At 74.6% G+C, this 17,426-nt stretch carries 19 protein-coding genes; 12 read left to right on the plus strand and 7 right to left on the minus strand.

All coding sequences use genetic code 11. The annotated features are described in order from the left end of the window. Positions 1–149: 149 nt before the first annotated feature. The 4 genes from Q4D18_RS05620 (at position 150) to adhP (ending at position 4,728) form a co-directional block, all read left to right on the plus strand. A complete protein-coding gene (locus Q4D18_RS05620) occupies positions 150–572 on the plus strand; it encodes a DUF779 domain-containing protein (protein ID WP_303126451.1) in 423 nt (140 codons plus the stop codon). Next, positions 569–1,996, plus strand: coding sequence for a helix-turn-helix domain-containing protein (locus tag Q4D18_RS05625; protein ID WP_303126452.1), 1,428 nt, complete (start codon positions 569–571; stop codon positions 1,994–1,996). The genes Q4D18_RS05620 and Q4D18_RS05625 overlap by 4 nt, the downstream gene beginning before the upstream one ends. A 122-nt stretch (positions 1,997–2,118) precedes the next feature. Continuing rightward, positions 2,119–3,642, plus strand: coding sequence for an aldehyde dehydrogenase family protein (locus Q4D18_RS05630; RefSeq protein ID WP_303126454.1), 1,524 nt, complete (start codon positions 2,119–2,121; stop codon positions 3,640–3,642). 54 nt (positions 3,643–3,696) lie between these two features. Then, positions 3,697–4,728, plus strand: coding sequence for an alcohol dehydrogenase AdhP (adhP, locus tag Q4D18_RS05635; protein ID WP_303126455.1), 1,032 nt, complete (start codon positions 3,697–3,699; stop codon positions 4,726–4,728). Positions 4,729–4,881: 153 nt separating this feature from the next. Here adhP and Q4D18_RS05640 read toward each other — a convergent pair whose 3' ends face one another. Continuing rightward, a complete protein-coding gene (locus Q4D18_RS05640; protein WP_303126457.1) occupies positions 4,882–5,784 on the minus strand; it encodes an alpha/beta fold hydrolase in 903 nt (300 codons plus the stop codon). Between the two features lie 48 nt (positions 5,785–5,832). Here Q4D18_RS05640 and Q4D18_RS05645 point away from each other — a divergent pair, with 48 nt between their 5' ends. Together Q4D18_RS05645 and Q4D18_RS05650 are read left to right on the plus strand one after the other, a co-directional pair. Next, the gene (locus tag Q4D18_RS05645; protein ID WP_303126458.1) at positions 5,833–6,267 is read left to right on the plus strand and encodes a hotdog fold thioesterase; all 435 of its coding nucleotides are present in this window, start codon (positions 5,833–5,835) and stop codon (positions 6,265–6,267) included. 31 nt (positions 6,268–6,298) lie between these two features. Then, positions 6,299–6,631, plus strand: a complete 333-nt coding sequence (locus Q4D18_RS05650; protein WP_303126460.1) for a putative quinol monooxygenase — start codon at positions 6,299–6,301, stop codon at positions 6,629–6,631. A 165-nt stretch (positions 6,632–6,796) separates the two neighbouring features. Here Q4D18_RS05650 and Q4D18_RS05655 read toward each other — a convergent pair whose 3' ends face one another. Next, positions 6,797–7,342 (minus strand): SRPBCC family protein, encoded by a 546-nt coding sequence (locus Q4D18_RS05655; RefSeq protein ID WP_303126461.1) that lies wholly within the window; start codon positions 7,340–7,342, stop codon positions 6,797–6,799. Between the two features lie 65 nt (positions 7,343–7,407). Between Q4D18_RS05655 and Q4D18_RS05660 the strand changes: the two genes are divergently transcribed. Then, a complete protein-coding gene (locus Q4D18_RS05660) occupies positions 7,408–7,824 on the plus strand; it encodes a DUF4259 domain-containing protein (RefSeq protein WP_303126462.1) in 417 nt (138 codons plus the stop codon). 67 nt (positions 7,825–7,891) lie between these two features. Here Q4D18_RS05660 and Q4D18_RS05665 read toward each other — a convergent pair whose 3' ends face one another. The 4 genes from Q4D18_RS05665 to Q4D18_RS05680 all read right to left on the minus strand — a co-directional run bounded on the left by Q4D18_RS05665 (position 7,892) and on the right by Q4D18_RS05680 (position 11,766). Continuing rightward, a complete protein-coding gene (locus Q4D18_RS05665; protein WP_368389633.1) occupies positions 7,892–10,339 on the minus strand; it encodes a heavy metal translocating P-type ATPase in 2,448 nt (815 codons plus the stop codon). A gap of 81 nt (positions 10,340–10,420) precedes the next feature. Further along, complete coding sequence (locus Q4D18_RS05670; RefSeq protein ID WP_303126463.1) at positions 10,421–10,639, minus strand: heavy-metal-associated domain-containing protein; 219 nt, start codon at positions 10,637–10,639, stop codon at positions 10,421–10,423. A 58-nt stretch (positions 10,640–10,697) separates the two neighbouring features. Beyond that, the gene (locus Q4D18_RS05675) at positions 10,698–11,012 is read right to left on the minus strand and encodes a metal-sensitive transcriptional regulator (RefSeq protein ID WP_303126464.1); all 315 of its coding nucleotides are present in this window, start codon (positions 11,010–11,012) and stop codon (positions 10,698–10,700) included. 43 nt (positions 11,013–11,055) lie between these two features. Beyond that, entirely contained in the window at positions 11,056–11,766 is a 711-nt protein-coding gene (locus Q4D18_RS05680) for a low molecular weight phosphatase family protein (RefSeq protein ID WP_303126465.1), read from the minus strand. A gap of 89 nt (positions 11,767–11,855) precedes the next feature. Between Q4D18_RS05680 and Q4D18_RS05685 the strand changes: the two genes are divergently transcribed. Continuing rightward, positions 11,856–13,103, plus strand: a complete 1,248-nt coding sequence (locus tag Q4D18_RS05685) for an isochorismate synthase MenF (protein ID WP_303126472.1) — start codon at positions 11,856–11,858, stop codon at positions 13,101–13,103. A 123-nt stretch (positions 13,104–13,226) separates the two neighbouring features. On the opposite strand, the gene Q4D18_RS05690 is transcribed toward Q4D18_RS05685, so the two are convergent. After that, entirely contained in the window at positions 13,227–13,502 is a 276-nt protein-coding gene (locus Q4D18_RS05690) for a three-helix bundle dimerization domain-containing protein (RefSeq protein WP_303126474.1), read from the minus strand. Positions 13,503–13,829: 327 nt separating this feature from the next. Here Q4D18_RS05690 and Q4D18_RS05695 point away from each other — a divergent pair, with 327 nt between their 5' ends. From Q4D18_RS05695 to Q4D18_RS05710, 4 genes are all read left to right on the plus strand, one after another. Further along, positions 13,830–14,627, plus strand: a complete 798-nt coding sequence (locus tag Q4D18_RS05695) for an oxygenase MpaB family protein (protein ID WP_303126475.1) — start codon at positions 13,830–13,832, stop codon at positions 14,625–14,627. A gap of 47 nt (positions 14,628–14,674) precedes the next feature. Then, complete coding sequence (gene rlmN / locus Q4D18_RS05700) at positions 14,675–16,072, plus strand: 23S rRNA (adenine(2503)-C(2))-methyltransferase RlmN (RefSeq protein WP_303126477.1); 1,398 nt, start codon at positions 14,675–14,677, stop codon at positions 16,070–16,072. 145 nt (positions 16,073–16,217) lie between these two features. Continuing rightward, positions 16,218–17,135 (plus strand): 3-hydroxyacyl-CoA dehydrogenase, encoded by a 918-nt coding sequence (locus Q4D18_RS05705; RefSeq protein ID WP_303126479.1) that lies wholly within the window; start codon positions 16,218–16,220, stop codon positions 17,133–17,135. A 26-nt stretch (positions 17,136–17,161) separates the two neighbouring features. Continuing rightward, positions 17,162–17,426 (plus strand): aldo/keto reductase (locus Q4D18_RS05710; protein WP_303126480.1); only part of this gene is annotated, 265 nt, incomplete at its 3' end.

A 17,426-nucleotide genomic window follows, 5' to 3' on the forward strand; every position in this document is an offset into this window, starting at 1 on the left:
CTCGCGAGTGTTCCGGGGGGGCGCGGTTCTGTCGCGGGTGCGCCTTCCCCCCGGGCCCCCCCGCGAAAGAACGTCGACCCGAGTGCTGGGCCGCGAGTGGGCACTCCCATTCGTGACTCAGATCACATTCGCGGTCTAGAGTGGGCCGCATGGACACCACGGCCGGCACCGCCCTCGAATCTCGCCCCGAGATCGCGGGGGAGGCCGTGTCCCGCGTGGCCATGACGGCCGAAGCGCTGGCGCTCGTCCAGCGACTGCGCGGAATCCACGGGGAGCTGATGTTCCACCAGTCCGGCGGCTGCTGTGACGGCTCCTCGCCCATGTGCTACCCCGCCGGCGACTTCCACACGGGAGCCTCCGACGTCCTCCTGGGCACCTTCGCGCTGCCGGCCGAGGGGGACCAGGCCGCCGGGGAGATCCCGTTCTGGATGTCCGCCGCCCAGTTCGAGTACTGGAAGCACACCCACCTCACCCTGGACGTGGTGGACGGGCGCGGCTCCGGCTTCTCCGTCGAGGCGCCCGAGGGCAAGCGGTTCCTGATCCGTTCGCGGTTGATGGCCGGCTCGGGATGAGCTCGACCCTCGCCACCGGCGCCTACCGACGCGCCGTGGACCGGGCCCACGAGTCCCTCGCCTCGGTCCGCCTGTCCCTCGCGCCGTCGTCGCCCACCGCTCCGGCCAGCGCGGACCAGGGCCTGCGCGCCGCCCTTCAGGGGCTGCGCCGGGAGGTCCGCGAGTCCTGGCTGCGCTCCCTCGGCGCCCTCACCCCCGCGGTGCCCGGTCAGACCGACCCGGCCACCCTCTCCGACGACGACCTCGCCGCCGCCCGCCGCGAGCAGCGTCTCGCCGTGGCCCTGCCGGTGGTCCGCCGCATGCTCATCCACCCCGCGGCCGAGGCCGGGATGCTCGCCGCGATCGGCAACGCGCGCGGCCACCTGCTGTGGGTCGAGGGCGACCGGACCGCGGTGCGCCACGCCGAGACCATGGGCTTCGTGGCCGGCGCCGACTGGTCCGAGGCGTCCATGGGCACCTCCGCCCCCGGCATCGTCCTCGCGACCGGCGCCCCCACGCAGGTCAGCCGCGGTGAGCACCTGAGCCCGCGCGTGCACCCCTGGAGCTGTTCGGCCGTCCCGCTCACGGACCCGGCCACCGGGCGGCTCGTCGGGGTCCTGGACCTCACGGGCGGCGAGGACGCCGTCAGCCACCTCGCCCTGCCGCTGCTCCAGGCCACCGTGGACGCCGTGCACGCCGCCTGGCGGGACCTGCCCGCCCCGCCCCGGGGCCGTCTCCGCGGCATCGTCTCGACGCCGGGCCCCTCGGCTCCGCCGTCCGCCTCGCCGGGGCCGAGCCCCGCCTGCGCGCCGCACCGCCACGACGACGCCGCGGGCCTGCTGCGCGTCACCGGCCACCTGCCGCCCACGCTGGACGGGGTCGAGCTCACCGGCCGGCACGCCGAGATCCTCGCCCTCCTCGCGTGGCACGGCCCGGGCCTGACCGGCGCCGAGCTCGAGGTCACGCTGTATCCGGAGGAGACCGCCGGGCCCCGGCCCGCGCCGGGCGACGCCCCCGCCCGCGCCATCTCGCTGCGCGCCGAGGTGCATCGACTCCGCCGGGCGCTGCGGGACGTGGGGGCGCCGGTGGAGCTGCTGTCCCGGCCGTACCGGCTTGTGGGGGAGGTGCACGCGGACCTGCTGTGCGCGCGGGAGGCGCTGCGCGCCGGGGATCTGGACCGTGCGCTGCACGCGGCGGCCGGGCGGGTGCTGCCGCGGTCGGCGTCCCCCGGTGTCGCCTCGATCCGGGTGGAGCTGGGGGAGGCGCTGCGCGAGGCCGTCGCCCAGGACGCGGATGTCGAACAGCTCTGGGCCTACCTGGGCCGCCCCGAGGCCCGCGACGACGTCGAGCTCTGGGGCGCCGCCCTGCGTCTGCTGCCGACGGACTCGCCGCGGCGCGCGCTCGCCGTGGCCACGCTCGAGCGGATCGAGCGGGACCTGGCCTGACCCGGCCCGCCCCTCACCCGCGCCCGGCTGCAACCTCCGTGCAACCTCCTTGTGACTAGGGTCACAGCCACGGCAAGGCGCCACCCGGCGCCGAGGCAACCGCAGGCAAAGGAGCCAGCACCATGACCGTCTACGCACTCCCGGGCACCGAGGGAGCCAAGGTCGAGTTCAAGTCCCGCTACGAGCACTTCATCGGCGGAGAGTGGACACCTCCGGTCAAGGGCCAGTACTTCGAGAACGTCACGCCCGTGACGGGCAAGGTGTTCTGCGAGGTCGCCCGCGGCACGGCCGAGGACATCGACGCCGCCCTCGACGCCGCCTGGAAGGCCGCCCCGGCCTGGGGCGCCGCCTCGGCGGCCGAGCGGGCGCTCGTGCTGCACCGCATCGCGGACCGCATGGAGGAGAACCTCGAGATGCTGGCGGTCGCGGAGACGTGGGACAACGGCAAGGCCGTTCGGGAGACCCTCAACGCGGACGTGCCGCTGGCCATCGACCACTTCCGCTACTTCGCCGGCGCCATCCGCGCCCAGGAGGGCGGCCTGTCCCAGATCGACGAGGACACCACCGCCTACCACTTCCACGAGCCGCTCGGCGTGGTCGGCCAGATCATCCCCTGGAACTTCCCGCTGCTGATGGGCGTGTGGAAGCTGGCCCCGGCGCTCGCGGCGGGCAACGCCGTCGTGATCAAGCCCGCCGAGCAGACGCCCGCCTCGATCATGGTGTTCATCGAGCTGATCGCGGACCTGCTGCCGCCCGGCGTCGTGAACGTGGTCAACGGGTTCGGGCTGGAGGCCGGCAAGCCGCTCGCGCAGTCGCCGCGCATCCGCAAGATCGCGTTCACGGGTGAGACGACGACGGGCCGGCTGATCATGCAGTACGCCTCCGAGAACATCATCCCGGTGACCCTCGAGCTCGGCGGCAAGTCGCCCAACGTCTTCTTCGAGGACGTCATGGCGGCCGACGACGCCTACTGGGACAAGGCGCAGGAGGGCTTCACCCTGTTCGCGCTGAACCAGGGCGAGGTCTGCACGTGCCCGTCGCGTGCGCTCGTGCAGGAGTCGATCGCGGAGAAGTTCCTCGACGCCGTCGTGGAGCGGACCTCGCGCATCGTCACCGGCAACCCCCTCGACACGGACGTGATGATGGGTGCCCAGGCCTCCAACGACCAGCTCGAGAAGATCACGTCCTACCTGGACATCGGCCGTCAGGAGGGCGCCGAGGTGCTGATCGGCGGCGCCCGCGCCGAGATGGAGGGCGAGCTGGCCGGCGGCTACTACGTGCAGCCCACGATCTTCCGCGGGGACAACTCGATGCGCATCTTCCAGGAGGAGATCTTCGGGCCGGTGGTCTCGACGACCACGTTCACCGACTTCGACGACGCCATGCGGATCGCCAACGACACGCTCTACGGGCTCGGCGCCGGCGTGTGGTCCCGGAACGGCAACACCGCCTACCGCGCGGGCCGGGCGATCCAGGCCGGCCGCGTGTGGGTGAACAACTACCACGCCTACCCGGCCCACGCCGCGTTCGGCGGGTACAAGTCCTCCGGCATCGGCCGCGAGAACCACCTGATGATGCTCGACCACTACCAGCAGACCAAGAACCTGCTCGTCTCCTACTCCGAGGACAAGCTCGGGTTCTTCTGAGCCGACGCCGGCACCGCACGACCCCCCTCCCCATCCCACGAAAGGTGATCCCCCATGACTACGATGAAGGCAGCCGTCGTCACCCAGTTCGGCACAGAGGCCGACGTCACGGAGGTCGAGCGCCCGACGCCCGGCCAGCACCAAGCGCTCGTGAAGCTCATCTCCTCGGGCGTCTGTCACACGGACCTGCACGCGATGGAGGGCGACTGGCCGGTGAAGCCGACCCCACCGTTCATCCCGGGCCACGAGGGCGTGGGCATCGTCGAGGAGGTCGGACCCGACGTCGAGAACCTCAAGGTCGGGGACATGGTCGGCAACGCATGGCTGTGGGGCGCGTGCGGCCACTGCCAGTACTGCCGCACCGGGTGGGAGACCCTGTGCGAGGAGCAGATCAACGGCGGTTACTCCATGAACGGATCCTTCGGCGAGTACATGCTCGTGGACGCCCGCTACGCGCCCCTGCTCCCCGAGGGCGCGGACCCGATGGAGGTCGGCCCGATCCTGTGCGCCGGCGTCACGGTGTACAAGGGGCTGAAGCAGACCGAGGTGCGGCCCGGGCAGTGGGTCGTGATCTCCGGCATCGGTGGCCTGGGGCACATCGCGGTGCAGTACGCCGTGGCGATGGGCATGCGCGTGGTGGCCGTGGACGTCGCGGACGACAAGCTGGCGCTCGCCTCCCGGCACGGCGCGGAGCTGACCGTGAACGCGAACGTCGCGGACCCCTCCGTGGAGATCCAGGAGAAGATCGGCGGCGCCCACGGCGTGCTCGTCACGGCCGTGCACCCGCAGGCGTTCGGCCAGGCCATCGCGATGACCCGCCGCGGCGGCACCATCGTGTTCAACGGCCTGCCCCCGGGCGACTTCCCCGCGCCGATCTTCGACATCGTCCTCAAGGGCCTCACCATCCGCGGCTCGATCGTGGGCACCCGTCAGGACATGGTCGAGGCGCTCGAGTTCTATGCGGCCGGGAAGATCCACCCGACGTTCCACACCCGTCCGCTCACCGAGATCAACGACGTGTTCGAGGAGATGCGCCACGGCAAGATCGAGGGCCGCGTCGTCATCGACTACGCGATGCAGGACTGACGTGTCGCCTGGGCGTCGGCTGGGCGCGGGGTAGTGTCGAAACATCACACGCACCAGTGCGACGGCGGTCGTCCCGCCCGGAGATCCGGGCCGGGGCAGCCGCCGTCGTCGTCGCGGGGACGGGGCGGGCGCAGCGCGCCCGACGCCCGAGCCTCAGCGGGCCGCGTCCGGGGCGACGCCGTCGCGCAGCCACTCCAGCGTGGCCGGCCAGAAGGTCGATGCGAACCGCGCGTGGAACAGCCCGAAGTGGCCGATCTCCGCGGCACCGAGCTCCTCCGGCCGCACCCGCCAGCGCACCGTCCGCCGACCTGGCGAGTAGGCGTCCGCGCGATCGAGGGCGGCGTCGGTGCCGAAGTCGTCGTCCACGGGCGCCACGATCAGCGCGTCCGCCGTGAACGCGGCCAGACGGCGGCGCAGCTCGTCCCGGCCGGCGCCGGTGCGGGCGCTCGCGGTGAAGTCGCGGCGGCTGCGCGCCCAGTCCAGGGCGACCCCGCGCGGCAGGTCCTCGAGCCAGCCGAGCCGCCGCCCCGGGAAGTGCCCGCGGGCCAGCGTGATCGCCGGCATCGCCACGTGCCACTGCGCCCACATCCGCGCTCGCCCCGGCCGCGCCCGGTAGTCCCGCCAGTGGGCGTGCTGCCCGCCGACGGCCACGTGCCGGGCCACGTGACGCGCCTCCTCCGCGAGCCCGATGCCGAACCCGCCGTAGCTGTGGCCCACCGTCAGGAGGGGGCCGGGCAGGTGCGTCCGGGCCCAGCCGAGCACGGCGTCCGCGTCGAGGGCGCCCCAGTCCGCCCACCGCGCCCGCCGGGCCACGGCGAACGGCTCGCGGGAGTCCCCGACGCCCCGGTAGTCGAACGTGACCGCGTGGAACCCGTGGCCGGCCAGGAATTCGGCGTAGCGCCGGTAGTACGTGGCCTTCACCCCGGTCGCCGAGGCGATCACCACCGCGCCGGCGGGCCGGGCCGGGGGCGTCGTCGTGGGGGCGACGTGGCGGGCCGCGAGCACGAAGCCGTCGCGGGCGCGGAGGCGCACGGGGGTGGAGGTGGTCTGCGTCACGCCGCCACCCTAGGCGCGGGGCGGCGCGACCTGCGACACAATGGGCCCATGACTGAGACCCCCCAGAGCTCGTCCGGCCAGAGCCGGGACGAGATCCGCGCCCGCCTCGAGGCGATCTACGCCGTGGACCCGGCCGTGCGCGCGCACGGCATCACCCTGGGCGAGGCCGCCGACGGCCACGTGACCCTGCACCGGGACGTCACCGAGGACATGGTGAACTCCCACGAGATCTGCCACGGCGGCTTCCTGTTCCACCTCGCCGACTCGGCCCTGGCGTACTGCGTGGCCACCTTCGGGGACACCCCCGTCACCCGGCGCGCGGACATCACCTACGTGGCCCCGGCGCGGCTGGGCACGCGCCTGACCGCCACGGCCCGCGAGAACGCCGAGTTCGGCCGGGACCGCGTGATCGAGGTCCGCGTCACCGCCGATGACGAGCTCGTCGCCTACTTCACCGGCCAGGCCACCAGCCCCCGCCGCTGATCCGCCGTCCCATCCCCGGAGAGGAACCCCCATGACCGCCGCACCCGAGCAGTCCACCCCCACCGGACCCGTCATGGAGTCCGTGCGCCTGCACGTGGCCGAGGGCGCCGAGGAGGCCTTCGAGGCCGCCGTCGCCGAGGCCGCGCCGCTGTTCCGCGAGCACGGGGCGACGTCGTTCCGACTGCTCCGCCAGGTCGAGCAGCCTCAGCACTACCGCCTGCTCGTCGGCTGGCCGCGGATCGAGGACCACACCGAGGGGTTCCGCAACTCCCCGGCGTTCCCCGCGTGGCGCGCGCTGGTCTCCCCGCACCTGGTGAAGACCCCCGAGGCCACGCACTGGACGGACGTGCTGTCCCAGGCCTGACGGCCTCGGAGCCCCGTCAGGACTCCGTCGAGACCCCCTCGGCACGCCTCCCGCGTGCCGAGTCGGACCTTCGGACCGCTATGGACGGGCTATAGCGGTCGGAACGTCCGATTCGGCGCGGATCGACTCGATCGCGGCTCCGCCGCTCCGCGGTCCGGCGCCCGCTCAGAGGTGCAGGGACGCCAGGCGCGTGAGGGAGGCCCGGATGCCGCGGGCGTTGCCCTGCGGGGTGCGGGCGAGCTCGTGGGCGCGCATCGCGGCCTTGGCCAGGTGGGAGTAGTCGAAGGTCTCGGTGACCTCCGTGACGCCGTCGCCGGCGTCGAGGAACTCCCAGCGCCAGCGGTGCCCGGCCGGGTGGCGCCACTCGATCACGCGGCTGGGCTCGGCCTCCGTGACCGTGTTGGTCATCCGGTACGGCACCCCGAACTTCCGCATGTGCGTCGTGAACCGGTCGCCCGCCGCCAGGCGGTGGGGGCCGCTCACCGTCGCCTGCACCGTCCCGGAGCCGTCCACCTCGTGGTGGCGGTGCGGGTCGGCCAGCAGCGCCCAGAGCTCGTCGGCGGGCGCGGCCACGGTGTGCCGGTAGGCCACGCGGTGCGGGCCGGCGTCGACCCTCTCCGGCCAGCCGGCCTGCTTCGCGGCGGACGGGCGGGAGGCGTCGGCGTCCCGGGGCTCGGAGGGGCGGGGCGAGGCGGAGGAGGGGATGTCCATGCGCACACCCTAGGGCCGGTCCCGCCTCGGAGACAGCGGCGACGCGGGCGGTCTAGGGTGAGCCCATGAGCGCATGGGGAATCCACGTCTTCGAGAACGACGACGCCCAGGACCTGGTGGACCAGATCCTGGACGGCACCTTCCGCCTGGACGAGCGCCGCGGCACGTTCCGCTCCGAGGAGGACGGGTACATCGACGCCGCCTCCGGGGCCGAGCTGATCGCCCTCGGCGCCGTGGTCCGCGTGGCCCAGGACGCGGAGTCCCCGGCCGCGGCCGCGCTGCACGAGATCGCCGGCACGGACGAGCTGGACCTGGCCGACTTCCTGGCGCAGTTCACGGACGAGGACCTGGCGACCCTGCGCGAGCTGATCGGGGTGACCGTGCACGATCCGGCCGCCTCCGAGCTCTACGGGCTGTGGAACGAGGCCGGCGAGCGCGAGGAGTGGGCCCGCGTCTCCCAGGACGAGGGCCTGCCGGACTGACCTCCCGCCCCCATCACGACGACGGCCCCGGACCTGCGCAGGTCCGGGGCCGTCGTCGTCGGCGGGCTCAGCGCCCGTAGCGGGTGAGCCGCAGCGAGTTGAGCACCACGAGCACCGAGGAGGCGGCCATCGCGCCGCCGGCGATCATCGGGTTGAGCAGGCCCAGCGCTGCCACGGGGATGCCGAGCGTGTTGTACGCGAACGCCCAGAACAGGTTGGTGCGGATGATGTGCAGCGTCCGCCGGGACAGGTCCAGGGCCTGCACCACCTGGTCCAGATCCGAGCCCATCACGGTGATCTGCGCGGCCTGCCGCGCCACGTCCGTGCCGGAGCCCATCGCGATCCCCACGTCCGCGGCGGCCAGGGCCGGGGCGTCGTTGACGCCGTCGCCCACCATCGCGACGACGGCGCCCTCGCCCTGGAGCCGACGGACCACGTCCACCTTGTCCTCGGGGCGCACGCCGGCGACCACGTCCTCCGGGGCGATCCCGACTGCGGCGCCCACCTGCGCGGCCACCGCGGCGTTGTCCCCGGTCACCAGCAGCGGGCGCAGCGCGAGCTCGCGCAGGCGGGCGATCGCGGCGGCCGAGGACGGCTTCACGGTGTCCTGCACCGAGAGCACCGCGACGGGGCGGCCGTCCACGGCGACCCACACGGCGGTGGCGCCGGCCTGCTCGGCCTCGGTGAGGGCGGCGCGGTGGGCGTCCGTGAGGACGTCCGCGCCGAGCTCCTCCTCGAGGAAGGAGGTGCGGCCCACGGCCACGCGGCGGGCGGACGCGCCATCCGGGGCGCCGGCCCCCTCCAGGGTCACCGTGCCGCGCACGCCGCCGCCGGCCGTGGAGGAGAAGTCCGCCACGTCGGGCACGTCGAGGCCGCGCTCGCGGGCCCCGTCCACGATCGCGCGGGCGATCGGGTGCTCCGAGCCGGCCTCCACCGCCGCGGCGAGCGCGAGGAGGGCGTCCTCGGAGAGGGGCGGAGCGGCGTCGTCGGCGTCAGCGGAAGCGGTGTGCGGCGGGCGTGTCGCGTCAGCGGAAGCGGGCCGGGGGGTCCCCGTTGCGTCAGCGAAAGCGGTGACGGCGGTGAGGCGCATCCGGCCCTCGGTGACGGTGCCGGTCTTGTCGAGCACGATCGTGTCCACCGTGCGGGAGTCCTCGAGGACCTCGGGGCCGCGGATGAGGATGCCCAGCTGGGAGGCGCGGCCGGTGCCCGCGAGCAGGCCCACGGGGGTGGCCAGGCCGAGCGCGCACGGGCAGGCGATCACCAGCACGGCCACGCCGGCGCGCAGGGCGGGGGCGACGTCCCCGGTCACCAGCAGCCAGACCACGAAGGTCAGCACCGCGATGCCCAGGACGACCGGCACGAACACCGCGGAGATGCGGTCCGCCAGCCGGGCCACGCGGGCCTTGCCGGTCTGGGCGTCGGCCACGAGCCGGCCCATCTGCGCCAGCGTGGTCTCGGAGCCCACGCGGGTGGCGCGGGCCACCAGGCGGCCGGAGGTGTTGAGGGTGGCGCCGGTGATCGCGTCGCCGGGGCCCACCTCCTCCGGGACGGACTCGCCCGTGAGCAGGGAGGCGTCCACCGCGGATCGGCCCTCGAGCACCTCGGCGTCCGCGGGGACCTTCTCGCCGGGGCGGATGAGCACGACGTCGCCTGGGGCCAGGGACTCGGCGGGCACCGTGCGCTCGGCGCGGGTGGCCGGGTCGTAGAGGGTGGCCTGCGCGGCGCCGAGGTCCAGCAGGGCGCGCAGCGCGGCGCCGGCCTCCCGCTTGGCGCGGGCCTCGAGGAAGCGGCCCAGCAGCAGGAACGTGGTGATCACGGCCGCCGTCTCGAAGTACAGGCTGTGGTGCGCCATGTCCGCCATGCCGCCGCCCACGTGGGCCGTCATGCCCGGGTCCAGCACCAGCTCGACCGCCGAGTACAGGTACGCCACGAGCACGCCCACGGACACCAGGGTGTCCATGGTGGAGGAGCCGTGGCGGGCCGCGCGGAACGCGGCCGTGTGGAACGGCCACGCCGCCCAGGTCACGACCGGGGTGGCCAGCGCGAACGCCGCCCAGCCCCAGTGCGGGAACTGCAGCGCCGGGACCATGGAGAGGAGCACGAGCGGCACCGTGAGCAGCACCGCCCCGATCAGCCGCGGCCGCAGGACGTCCTCACGCGGGCCGTGGGCCAGGTGGTCGTGGCCCTCGCCGGCGCCGTGGTGGTCGAGGCCGTGGGCCTCCGGGCCGTCCCCCTCGGGAGCCTCCGCGGGCGCGCGGTCCCCGCCGGGGGCTCCGGCGCCGTCGTCGTGCGCGGGGCGGGCCGGGGAGGCGGCCGGGCGGCGCACCGTGGCGCCGTATCCGGCCTTCTCGACGGCGGCCACCACGTCCTCGTCGGACACGCCCTCGGGGACGGTGACGGCGGCCTGCTCGAGGGGCAGGTTCACGGAGGCCGTGACGCCCTCGATCCTGCCGAGCCTGCGCTCCACGCGCCCCACGCAGGACGCGCAGGTCATGCCGGTGATGTCGAGGTCCACGCGGCGCGTGGCCGTCGGGGCGGGGGCCCCGGGGCCGGCGGTCGCGTCGGGTGCGGTGCGGGGAGCGGGCTCGGCCACGGCTCAGCCCTCCACCGTGCGGTAGCCGGCCTCCTCGACGGCGGCGCGCAGCCGCGCGGGGTCCAGCTCGGCCTCGGAGGTGACGGTGGCGGTGGAGACGCCGCCGGCGGTCAGGTCCACGTCCACGGCGGTGACGCCCTCGATCTCGCCGATCTCCTCCTGCACGGAGGAGACGCAGTGACCGCAGGTCATGCCGTCGATCTTCAGGGTGGTGGTGGTCATCGGGGGGTCCTCTCGAACGGGATGGGCGGGGGCGGGCGGGGGCCCGCGGAGGAGCCGGTCAGCGCAGGAGACGGGCGATCGCGGCGGCGGCCTCGGCCACCTTGGCGTCCACGAGCTCCTGGCGGCCCTCCTGGTCGGCCTGCACGGCGGCGTCCGCCACGCAGTGCCGCAGGTGGTCCTCCACCAGGCCCAGGCTCACGGCCTGCAGGGCCTTGGTGGCCGCGGCCACCTGGGTGAGGACGTCGATGCAGTACACGTCCTCCTCCACCATGCGGTGGATGCCGCGGACCTGCCCCTCGATGCGCTTGAGCCGCTTGAGGTAGGCCTCGCGCTGGGGGGAGTAACCGTGGCTGGCGTGCTGGTCGTGCTCCATGCCTCGGACCATATACCCCTGGGGGGTACCCTGTCACCGGGTCTCAGGCGGCGCCGGGCCCCTGCTCCTGCAGCTCGGCGATCAGGCCGCGCACCTGCAGGTCGAGGGCCTCGCGCACGCCGCGCACCTGCTCGATCCCCATGCCGCGGATCGAGGGCACGGACCAGCGCTGGACCTCCACGTGCTCGGGGACGTCGAACGGCTCCGCGCCGTCGAAGAGCACCACGATCTGGGCCACCCGCAGGACGTCCGGGTCCACGCCCTTGGGGAAGGCGTGGTGCAGCGGCAGGCCGATCTCGCTCATCGCGTCCAGGGCCAAGGGAAGCACGGACCCCGCGGGGGAGGTGCCGGCCGAGCGGGCCTTCACCGCGCCGTCGGAGCGGTTCTCCAGCAGGGCCGCGGCCATCTGGGAGCGGCCGGCGTTGCCGTGGCACACGAACAGCACCCGGGGATGACGCGACTCGAGCGTGCCCGTGGCGATCGCCCTCGCGCGCAGGCGCGCGGCGGCGTCGTTGGCGGCGGTGGAGGCGAGCATCTCCGGGTGGCGGCTGGTCCGGGCCAGCCGGGCGTAGGAGTCCAGCAGCAGGGCGTGGACGGACTCGCGGTCCCCGAGCTCGGGGTAGCGGGCGTGCAGGCGGTCCGCCTCCCGCTCCAGGACGCGCGCCGTCATCCCCTCGGGCGCCGCGGGCACGGCCCCGGTCGGGTCCGGCGGGACGTCCGCGGAGGAGGAGGGGTCAGCGGGAAGGGGCGCCATGCGTGCTCCTGCGGATCGGGGGCGCGTGGGGCCGCGCCGGGACCACCACGGTAGTCGCCCCGGTGGGGCCGTGGGAGACAATGGGGGCCATGTCCGCCCCCTCCCCGAGCGCCGCCGCGCTCGCCGCCCGCGCCTCGGACCGACCCGACGGCACCGCCCCCGCCGTCGCCCGCGCCGTGGTGTGGGCCCGCGAGGGGCGCATGCGGGTGGGCGTGGGGGGCTGGACCGTGCTGCTCACCGGCCCCCGCCGCCTGGAGCGGCTCTCCGCGATCTGGCGCGCCGCCGTCGCCGCCCGGCCGGACCCGGCCGCCCCCGCGCTGGCCTGGGTCTCCTCCGTCTTCGACGAGGCCTCGCCCGCGCCCGCCGTGCTGCGCGTGCCCGCGCGCGTCCTCGAGACCGGCGCGGGGGGCGCCGCGCCCCTCGAGGTGCCCACGCGCATGACGGAGCAGGCCCTGCGCGCCGCCGTCGCCCGGGACGTGCGCGCCCGCCTGATGCCCGACGGCGACGTCCCCCTCCTGCCCGAGGACCCCGCCGTCGCCTGGGACGACGCCGGCTACGCGGCCGGGGTGCGCGAGGTCCTGGAGCGCATGGCGGCCTCGGACGGGGCGCTCGGCAAGGTGGTGGTCAGCCGCACGGACACCGTCCCCGCGGACGACGCCGCCCTGTGGGGGTCCGTCGAGGCGCTCCGGGCGCAGTACCCGCAGACGTGGACGTTCGCCGTCGGTGGGCTCGTGGGCGCCACCCCCGAGATGCTGGCCACGCGCCGACGCGGCGAGGTGACCTCCCGCGTCCTGGCCGGCTCCGCCCCCCGCGGCACGGACGCGGCCGAGGACGCCCGGCATCGGGAGCACCTGGCCGCCGACCCGCGCCTGGCCGCCGAGCACCGCTGGGCCGCCCGCTCCGTGGTCGAGGCCCTCGCGCCCGTCGTCGAGCTCGAGGACCCGGACCCCGCCCCCGAGGTCCTCACCCTGCCCAACGTCCACCACCTCTCCACGTCCGTGCGCGGCCGGCTGCGCTCCGCCGAGGGCACCGTCCTGGACGTCGTGGCGCCCCTGCACCCCACCGCGGCGGTCGGCGGCACCCCGCGGGCGGCGGCGCTCGCGGTGATCCGGGACGTGGAGCCCGTGGACCGCGGCCGGTACGCCGGGCCGGTGGGCTGGCTGGACGAGACCGGCGACGGAGAGGTCGCCCTGGCCCTGCGCTGCGGCCAGCAGGTGCCCGGCGGGGTCCGCCTGCAGGCCGGCGGGGGCATCGTGCCCGGTGCGGTGCCGGAGGAGGAGGTCGCCGAGGTGGCGGCCAAGCTCCTGCCCATGCGCCGCGCGCTCGGGCTCGCCTGAGCCCGAGCGGGGACGGGCGTCCGCACGCGACGACGACGGCCGGTCACCCGGGAGGGTGACCGGCCGTCGTCGTGCGCGGCGTGTCCGCGGTGCGGGGTGGCCGTGCGGGCCGCCCCGGAGGGCTCAAGCGGCGGCGAGCGTCACGCGGGCCGGGGCGTGGGCCGCGGCCTGGAGGCGGCGGGTGGCCTCGTGCTCGGTCAGGGCCAGCAGGTAGGTGGTGATGCGGGCGCCGGCCTTGAGGTCGGCGTAGGCCTGCTCCACGGTGGCGCGGACCTCGGCCGGGGCCACGGCGCCGTCGAAGCGGCGGACGAGGGTGTCCGTGATGCGGGCCAGGACGTGGCGCTGCATGAGGGGGCTGGGGGTGGTGGGCATGTGGTGGTCGGTCAGGGGGATGGTCACCGTGATCACCTGGTCCTCTCGAGGCCGGGGCCTCGTCGGTGCGGATGCGGGCCGGGCCCGCAGGGTCTGTGGTGTCCCCTTCCGCCCCGCTAGGTGAACGGAAGGTGAACAACTTGTTAACCAAGATACCCGGTTCTGCCGGAAAGGCAAGGCGGGTCCTCTGGATCGTCAGGCGGAAGACCCCCGGGATCCTGGGCGATCCTGCACCCACAGGGGTATGCGCCCCCGCGAGAGGTGAGCGTCACGGGGCCGTCAGGTGAACGGATCGTGAACGCGACGGTGGCGGGGCCGGACGCGCGGATAGGGTCCGGGCAGGAGGTCCCCACCATGTCGTCCATCCCCGTCCGCGGCCCCGTCCGGGCCGCCGAGGTGGCCCGCGAGGCCGCGATCCTGGCCGGTGCGGGCGCCGCGATCCTGCTCCAGGTGGCGCACCGCCGCGTCGGCGCCGGCGTGGCCGCCCACTCCCGCTTCACCGAGGACCCCCTGCGGCGGCTGCGGCACACCCTGGCCTACGTGTACGCCGTGACCCTGCCCGAGGCCGCCCACGTCCGCGACGCCGTCGTGTCCCTGGTGGATCGGCAGCACGCGCGCGTGCGCGGCGTGGACGGCGGAGGACAGCCCTACAGCGCCGACGACCCCGACGCGCAGCTCTGGGTGGCCGCCACCCTCTACTGGGCGGGCGAGCAGGTCCGGCGCCGGATCTGGGGCGCCCTCGACCCGGCCGACGCCGAGCGCCTCCTGCAGGAGTACGCCCCGCTGGCCACCGCCCTGGGCGTCCCCGCGGGGGACTGGCCCGCGGACCGGGCCGCCTTCGCCGCCTACTGGGACGACGCCGTCGCCCGGCTCGAGGTCACGGACGACGCGCGGTCGATCGCCGCCGACCTCTTCTCCGGCCAGGGTCTGCCTGCGGCGCTGCGGGCGGCGCTGCCCCTGGCGCGGTTCGTCACCGCCGGGCTGCTGCCCCCGCGGGTGCGGGCCGGGCTCGGCTGGTCCTGGACCGGTCGGGACTCCCGCCGCGAGGCCAGGCTCTGGGCCCTCGTGTGCGCCGTCTACCCGCGGCTGCCCCGCCGGGTGCGCGGCGCGGTGGCCGCGTGGACGGTGCGGGGCCTGCCGACGTCGTCCTGACCGGGCGCCGCGCCGGGGCCGGGGCCGCGGATGGGACAATGGCGGGGATGTCTGACTACACCCCCCGCCGCCCCGGCTCCCGTCCCGCCCCCTCCCGCCAGAAGGACCGCGCGGGCAAGCCCGCCCTGGGACGCCCGCGCCGCGGCATGATCGACGAGTCCGAGGCCCGCCAGCTCGCGGAGGACCGCGAGCGGATGCGCCGCGCCGGCGTCGCACACCCGCTCTCCGCCCCGTCCCGCCGTGAGCCGAAGGAGGAGGCCCGGCCCCAGGTCATGCCCAAGGCCGAGGGCTGGACCCAGAAGGCCGACGCCGAGGGCCGCCCCCTGCTGCAGTTCAAGCAGCCCCGCGTCTCCCAGCCGCCCACGCACCTGGCGGACCTGACCCTGGCCGAGCGCCAGGAGAAGGCGAAGGAGATCGGCCTGCCCGCATTCCGCGCCAAGCAGCTCTCCGTGCACTACTTCGAGCACTTCACCACGGACCCGGAGCAGATGACGGACCTGCCCAAGGACAAGCGCGAGGCGATCGCCGAGGCGTTCTTCCCGCCGCTGCTCACCGAGGTCCGCCGGCTCACCACGGACCGCGGGGACACCGTCAAGTTCCTCTGGCGGCTGTTCGACGGCGCCCTCGTGGAGTCCGTGCTGATGCGCTACCCCGGCCGCGTGACCCTGTGCGTGTCCAGCCAGGCCGGCTGCGGCATGAACTGCCCGTTCTGCGCCACCGGCCAGAACGGCCTCACCCGCAACATGTCCACCGCGGAGATCGTGGAGCAGGTGGTCCGCGCCAACCAGGCGATCGCCGCCGGCGAGCTCGGCGGCACCCGGAAGGACGGCGGGCACGACGCCGACCGCGTCACCAACGTGGTGTTCATGGGCATGGGCGAGCCGCTGGCCAACTACAAGCGCGTGATCGCGTCCGTGCACCGCATGGTGGACCCGGCGCCCGAGGGCCTCGGGATGTCCGCGCGGCACATCACGCTCTCCACGGTCGGTCTGGTGCCGGCCATCCGGAAGCTCACGGAGGAGGGCATCCCGCTCACCTTCGCGCTGTCCCTGCACGCCCCGGACGATGAGCTCCGCGACGAGCTGATCCCGGTGAACTCGCGGTGGAAGGCGGACGAGGCCATCGACGCCGCCTACGACTACTTCGCCGCCACCGGCCGCCGCGTGTCCATCGAGTACGCGCTCATCAAGGACATGAACGACCACGCCTGGCGCGCGGACCTGCTGGCCAAGAAGCTCAATGCCCGCGGCAAGGGCTGGGTGCACGTCAACCCCATCCCGCTCAACCCGACGCCCGGCTCCATCTGGACCTCCTCCGAGTCGGACGTCACCCGCGAGTTCGTGGACCGGCTCAACGCCGCCGGCATCCCCACGACGCTGCGGGACACCCGCGGCAAGGAGATCGACGGGGCCTGCGGCCAGCTCGCCGCCGGCGAGGAGGACTGATCGCCGCATCGGCCGGCCCCGGTGGCGGCAGGGGCAGTGCGCCCGGGTATTTCAAATCCGAACGATCAGGAGTAGGGTCGGCCGCGTCAGCACAGGAACAGCGGACCGTCCGCACGAGGCGGCCCCACGCAGAGAGGAACCCGTCATGACCGCGTTCACCACGTTCGACAAGGTCGCCGTCCTCGGCACCGGCGTGCTCGGCAGCCAGATCATCTTCCAGGCGGCCTACCACGGCAAGGAGGTGTACGCCTTCGACGCGTTCGCGGAGGCGCTCGAGGCCCTGCCCAAGCGCTGGGAGTGGATCCGCGCCGGGTACCAGGAGGACTTCGGGGACGACTACGACGAGCAGCGCTTCGACGAGGCGATCGAGCGCATCCACCCGACCTCCGACCTGGCCGAGGCCGTCGGGGACGCGGACATCGTCATCGAGGCCGTCCCGGAGGACCTGGACCTGAAGAAGAAGGTCTGGAAGGAGGTCGGCGAGAAGGCCGCGGAGAAGACGCTGTTCACCACGAACACCTCCTCCCTGCTGCCCTCGGACTTCGCCGACGCCTCCGGCCACCCGGAGAAGTTCGTGACCCTCCACTACGCCAACCGCATCTGGAAGCAGAACACCGCCGAGGTGATGGGCACGGCGCAGAGCTCGCAGGAGGCCGTCGACGGCGCCCTGCAGTACGCCGAGGAGACCGGCATGGTCCCGGTGCACGTGCGCAAGGAGGTCCCGGGCTACATCCTGAACTCCCTGCTCATCCCGTGGCTCAAGGCGGGCGCGGCGCTGTACGTCAACGGCGTGGCCAACCCGGAGGAGATCGACCGCACCTGGCGCACCGCCACCGGCAACCGGCGCGGGCCCTTCCAGACCTACGACCTGGTGGGCTTCGGGGTCGCCTCCCACGTCGCCCGCGCCTCCGGGGACCCGGACCAGGTCCGGTTCGCGGAGATGATCCAGGAGTCCATCGACAAGGGGCACTCGGGCATCGCCGACGGCCGCGGCTTCTACACCTACGACGCCGACGGCAACCCGACCGGCGCCGTGAAGGACTGGGAGCTGCCGGAGGAGTGATCCGCGGGGCCGCCTACAGTGGCCGCGTGGCTCAGGAACCCACCCCCAGCACCCGGCCGTCCGCGCTCCCGCCGCTCGGGCTCGGCACGTACAAGCTGACTGGCGCCGAGGGGCAGGCCGCGATCGAGCACGCCCTCGCCCTGGGCTACCGCCACCTGGACACCGCCCAGGCGTACGGCAACGAGGCCGAGGTGGGGGCGGCGCTGCGGGCCTCCGGTCTGCCGCGGGACGAGGTGTTCGTGACCACCAAGCTCACCGCGGACGCCTTCGGCGGCGTGGACCGGGTGCGCG

The sequence above is a fragment of the Micrococcus sp. genome (assembly GCF_030523875.1).
In the GTDB taxonomy this organism is placed as follows: Bacteria; Actinomycetota; Actinomycetes; order Actinomycetales; family Micrococcaceae; genus Micrococcus.

What these genes read in the sequence shown, in the direction of transcription:
- Q4D18_RS05620 (WP_303126451.1), top strand. Translation starts at nt 150, where the DNA reads ATGGACACCACGGCCGGCACCGCCCTCGAATCTCGCCCCGAGATCGCG.
- Q4D18_RS05625 (WP_303126452.1), top strand. Translation starts at nt 569, where the DNA reads ATGAGCTCGACCCTCGCCACCGGCGCCTACCGACGCGCCGTGGACCGG.
- Q4D18_RS05630 (WP_303126454.1), top strand. Translation starts at nt 2,119, where the DNA reads ATGACCGTCTACGCACTCCCGGGCACCGAGGGAGCCAAGGTCGAGTTC.
- adhP (WP_303126455.1), top strand. Translation starts at nt 3,697, where the DNA reads ATGACTACGATGAAGGCAGCCGTCGTCACCCAGTTCGGCACAGAGGCC.
- Q4D18_RS05645 (WP_303126458.1), top strand. Translation starts at nt 5,833, where the DNA reads ATGACTGAGACCCCCCAGAGCTCGTCCGGCCAGAGCCGGGACGAGATC.
- Q4D18_RS05650 (WP_303126460.1), top strand. Translation starts at nt 6,299, where the DNA reads ATGACCGCCGCACCCGAGCAGTCCACCCCCACCGGACCCGTCATGGAG.
- Q4D18_RS05655 (WP_303126461.1), bottom strand. Translation starts at nt 7,342, where the DNA reads ATGGACATCCCCTCCTCCGCCTCGCCCCGCCCCTCCGAGCCCCGGGAC.
- Q4D18_RS05660 (WP_303126462.1), top strand. Translation starts at nt 7,408, where the DNA reads ATGAGCGCATGGGGAATCCACGTCTTCGAGAACGACGACGCCCAGGAC.
- Q4D18_RS05670 (WP_303126463.1), bottom strand. Translation starts at nt 10,639, where the DNA reads ATGACCACCACCACCCTGAAGATCGACGGCATGACCTGCGGTCACTGC.
- Q4D18_RS05675 (WP_303126464.1), bottom strand. Translation starts at nt 11,012, where the DNA reads ATGGAGCACGACCAGCACGCCAGCCACGGTTACTCCCCCCAGCGCGAG.
- Q4D18_RS05680 (WP_303126465.1), bottom strand. Translation starts at nt 11,766, where the DNA reads ATGGCGCCCCTTCCCGCTGACCCCTCCTCCTCCGCGGACGTCCCGCCG.
- Q4D18_RS05685 (WP_303126472.1), top strand. Translation starts at nt 11,856, where the DNA reads ATGTCCGCCCCCTCCCCGAGCGCCGCCGCGCTCGCCGCCCGCGCCTCG.
- Q4D18_RS05695 (WP_303126475.1), top strand. Translation starts at nt 13,830, where the DNA reads ATGTCGTCCATCCCCGTCCGCGGCCCCGTCCGGGCCGCCGAGGTGGCC.
- rlmN (WP_303126477.1), top strand. Translation starts at nt 14,675, where the DNA reads ATGTCTGACTACACCCCCCGCCGCCCCGGCTCCCGTCCCGCCCCCTCC.
- Q4D18_RS05705 (WP_303126479.1), top strand. Translation starts at nt 16,218, where the DNA reads ATGACCGCGTTCACCACGTTCGACAAGGTCGCCGTCCTCGGCACCGGC.